Origin of the sequence: Nocardia sp. NPDC060220 (genome assembly GCF_042727815.1) — a bacterium.
Lineage (GTDB): Bacteria > Actinomycetota > Actinomycetes > Mycobacteriales > Mycobacteriaceae > Nocardia.
The window spans coordinates 1-3,957 of sequence record NZ_JBHWZY010000657.1; the positions used below are offsets into that span (position 1 = coordinate 1).

The following is a 3,957-nucleotide window of genomic DNA, read 5'->3' on the forward strand; positions in this document are numbered from 1 at the left end:
GCGTAAACCGTGGGTGCGGTGGATCTCCTCGTAGCCCTCGTTGATCTGGTCGAGCCGGTACTCCTTGGTACGGGTGCCGTCCAGATCGAGGTCGCCGAGTTTGTAGAGGGCCAGCACCTCGAGGATGTCCTCGTGCGGATTCCCGCCGCCGAACAGGCTGCCCTGCAGGTTCTTCTGCAACAACGTCCGCATCGACAGCGTGAGCGGCACCTGGGCGGCCACTGTGGAGCCCATGGCGGTGAGCACACAGGTGCCCGCTCGGGCCGTGAGGTCCATCCACGCCTCGAGATCGTCGCCGTCTCGTCGCCCCATCGAGGCGATCACCTTGTGGCACATCCGTCCGCCGGTCGCGGCGGCGATGCCGTCGGCGGCGGTCGCGAGATCAGGATAGACGTCGGTGGCACCGAGTTTCTCGGCCTGCGTGCGCTTCCACTCGACCGGGTCGACGACGAAGATCCGTGACGCCCCGGACAGCACCGCGCCCTGCAGCGTGGACGCGCCGACGCCGCCGAGCCCGATGATCGCGACATCCTCACCCGGCTGGATCCGTGCGGTGTGGACGGCCGAGCCGTAGCCGGTGGTGATGTCGCAACCGACGAGGCAGGCGATCTCGAACGGGATCGACGGGTCGATCTTGACCACCGAGGCCCGATGGACCACGGCGTACGGCGCGAACGCGCCGACCAGTGCCATCGGGTGCACTCCGCGCCCCCGTGCGGTCGCCCGGAAGGTGCCGTCGGAGACGGCCGCGCCACCGAGCAGGCCTGCGCCCAGATCGCACAGATTGCACAGTCCGGCACGGCACGGCCCGCACGTGCCGCAGGACGGAACGAACGACATCACCACATGGTCGCCCACGGTGAGATCGTGCACGCCCGCCCCGACTTCGACCACCACCCCCGCGCCCTCGTGACCGCCGAGGACCGGGAAGTCGGCCATGGCGATGTCGCCGGTGACGAGATGGTGGTCGGCGTCGCACAGCCCCGCCGTCTCCATCCTGACCTTGACCTCACCCGTCTGTGGCTCGCCGATCTCGATGTCTTCGATCGACCACGGCTGATCGCGGTCCCAGATCAACGCGCCTCTGGTCTTCATCGGTACCTCTTCATGGTGTCGGGTGGTGGGAGAGTCGGCCGGGGGTCACCGGCCGTGGAACTCGGGAGCACGGTGTTGCCGGAAGGCCGCCAGACCCTCCTTGAAATCAGCTGTGCGGCAAGCGAGTTCCAGTGCGTAGAGCTCGTTGTCCATCGCCTCGGTCAATCCCGTGACCAGATTGCGGTGGATGGACTGTTTGGCCAGGCCGAAGGCGATGGTCGGCGCGGCGGCCAACCGGGCGAGCAGCTCCTCGGTCGCCCGGTCGAGGTCTTCGGGTGCCATAGCCGCGTGGATCAGGCCCCAGTCGGCGGCGTCGCCGGCGCCGACCTTCTCGCCGAGTAGCAGCATCCGCTTGGCCCTGGCCAGTCCGACCAGGCGGGGGAGCAGCCAGGTGGAGCCGGAGTCGGGGCTGAATCCGCGCGGCAGGAACGGCTCCCAGAAGACAGCGTCGGTGTCGGCGAGGGTGAAATCGGCGGCGATCGCGAGATTGCACCCGAGCCCGGCCGCCCAGCCTCGGACGGTGCACACCACCGGTAGATGCACCGTCTGGAGCAGCTCGATGACCCGGTGGGCGGTGTGGGGGATGCGTCGCACCAGATCTCCGGTCGGCGGGCGCTCGCCCGCGCTGTTGGTCGCCACCCAGTCGACACCGGAGCAGAAGTCCGCTCCGGCGCCGGTGATGTGCACGACGCGCAGCTCGGCGTCGGTCGCGGCGGCGGTGAGCGTGGCGACCAGGGTGTCGATCATGCTGGGGGAGAGTGCGTTGCGTCGGTTCGCCCGGTCGATGGTGAGGCGCAGAATCGGTCCGTCGTGCTCGACGCCCACCGTCCCCGCGTTGTTGTCGGGCGCGTTGTCGGTGGTCACTGTCGTCCCCGATTCTTCCTGGTCGATCGGTATCGGTGAGTCATACCGTTACATATACAGTAAAGACTACCGTTTGAATCTGCGACAGGTGGCGGATCGATTGCGCTCGCCGCTGGGCCGGTCTTCGACGGTTCGGGAGCGATCCTCGGACGAAACCTTGCGTCAGGCTCTACTGTTACGTATACAGTAGTCATATCTATTCGGCTTGCGGCAAGCTTTCCCGTCAGGCGGCGCGCGACACCCGCCGCTTCGTTCCGCTAGGACATCGAGGACCGAACCATGCACACAGAACAATCGAACCTCCGCGCAGGTAGCGGAGCGCTCTGTTGACCGAATGGACGATCAGCGCGGTATTCGACGAGGTCGCGGCGGCAGTGCCGGATCGGACGTTGACAGTGTGCGGCGAGCGTCGCCGCACCTTCGGCGACACCGCGCTGCGCACCAGGAAGTTCGCGAACTTCCTGGCCGAGCGGGGATTCGGTGTGCACACCCCGCGCGCGGAACTGGATCGATGGGAATGCGGGCAGGATCGGATCGCGCTGCTCATGCGCAACGATCAGTACCTCGACGTGATGATCGCCGGCATGAAGGCACGGGTCGTACCGGTCAACATCAACCACCACTACACCGCCCACGAGATCCGGGATCTGCTCGCCTACATCAAGCCGCGCGGCATCGTCTACCACCGGTCCTTCGGCGCGGTGGTCGAGCAGTCCGCGCCCGAGGGCGTCGAACTGCTGGTCTCGGTGGACGACGGCAGTGACGTCCCCGAGCTGGCGGGTGCGATCGGCTACGAGGACGCGGTGGCGCTCGGCGCCGACGAACCGGTCATCGAGACCTCGCCCGACGACCTGGTGATGCTGTGCACCGGCGGCACGACGGGCAGGCCCAAGGGCGTGCTCTGGCGCCAGAGCGATATGTACGTCTCGTCGATGAACGGTGCCGACCACGAGTCGGGCAAGGGCCTGCGTCGGCTCGCGCTGATGACCGGTCACGTCTGGTTCGCGGTGTCGCCGCTGTCGCACGCGGCGGGGATCTGGACCTCGTTCGCCGGCCTGCTCGCCGGGCAGACGATTGTGCTCTACGACGACCGGCACAAGTTCGACGCGCACAGCGCACTGCGCGTGGCCGAACAGGAAAAGGTCGCGCTCATGACGATCGTCGGTGACGCCTACGCCGGTCCGCTGGTGCGCGCGTTGCGCGAAGAGTCCTACGACCTGTCCGCGCTGATGGCGATCGGTACCGGCGGCGCGGCGACCAATCCGGTGCACCGGCGTGACTTGCTCGACCTGCTTCCGCACGCGTTCGTGGTCGAGGGCTACGGGTCGTCGGAAACGGGTGGCATGGGATTCGGTCGCAGTACCAAGGGCAACGAAGTCGACAGCTTCGCGCCGATGCCGGGCGGAACGGCGGTGAGCGACGACCGCACCCGGTTCCTGACGCCGGGCGAGGGCGAGGTCGGCTGGGCGGCGCGGACCGGGCGCGTCCCACTGGGCTACCTCGACGACCGCGAGGCCACCGAGCGCACCTTCCCCGTCATCGGCGACGTCCGGATGGCGATCCCCGGTGACCGCGCGACCGTCGCCGCCGACGGCTCATTGCGGTTGCTCGGGCGTGACGCCCTCGTGGTGAACACCGGCGGCGAGAAGGTATTCGTCGAAGAGGTCGAGGAGGTGCTGCGCTCGAACCCCCGGGTCGGTGACGCGCTCGTGGTCGGCAGACCGAGTGCGAGATGGGGCAACGAGGTGGTCGCGCTGGTCTGTGTCGACCCCGGCGACCGTGTCTACGCCGCGAATCGGGTCGGTCCGGCGGCGTTGCGGCAATTGTGCCGATCTCGGCTGGCCGGCTTCAAGGTGCCCAAAGCCGTGATCTATGTCGACGAGATCCGTCGGCTCGGAAACGGCAAACCGGACTATCGCTGGGCCATGCAGCGCGCCGCCGCGGAAGCCGAGGGAATCGGGGAATGACGATGCGCAAGGTCAACGACTGTCTGGTCAA

Annotated in this window: 3 protein-coding genes; 1 reads left to right on the top strand and 2 read right to left on the bottom strand. The window is 67.7% G+C overall.

Annotated features, from left to right (window positions below):
- Nucleotides 1-1,095: NDMA-dependent alcohol dehydrogenase (locus ACFWF3_RS27170; RefSeq protein ID WP_379316215.1), on the bottom strand; the 1,095-nt coding region annotated here is incomplete at its 3' end.
- Nucleotides 1,096-1,140: 45 nt separating this feature from the next.
- Complete coding sequence (locus ACFWF3_RS27175; RefSeq protein ID WP_379316217.1) at nucleotides 1,141-1,959, bottom strand: enoyl-CoA hydratase/isomerase family protein; 819 nt, start codon at nucleotides 1,957-1,959, stop codon at nucleotides 1,141-1,143.
- A gap of 326 nt (nucleotides 1,960-2,285) precedes the next feature.
- Here ACFWF3_RS27175 and ACFWF3_RS27180 point away from each other — a divergent pair, with 326 nt between their 5' ends.
- Complete coding sequence (locus ACFWF3_RS27180; RefSeq protein ID WP_379316219.1) at nucleotides 2,286-3,926, top strand: AMP-binding protein; 1,641 nt, start codon at nucleotides 2,286-2,288, stop codon at nucleotides 3,924-3,926.
- The last annotated feature ends 31 nt before the right edge of the window (nucleotides 3,927-3,957 follow it).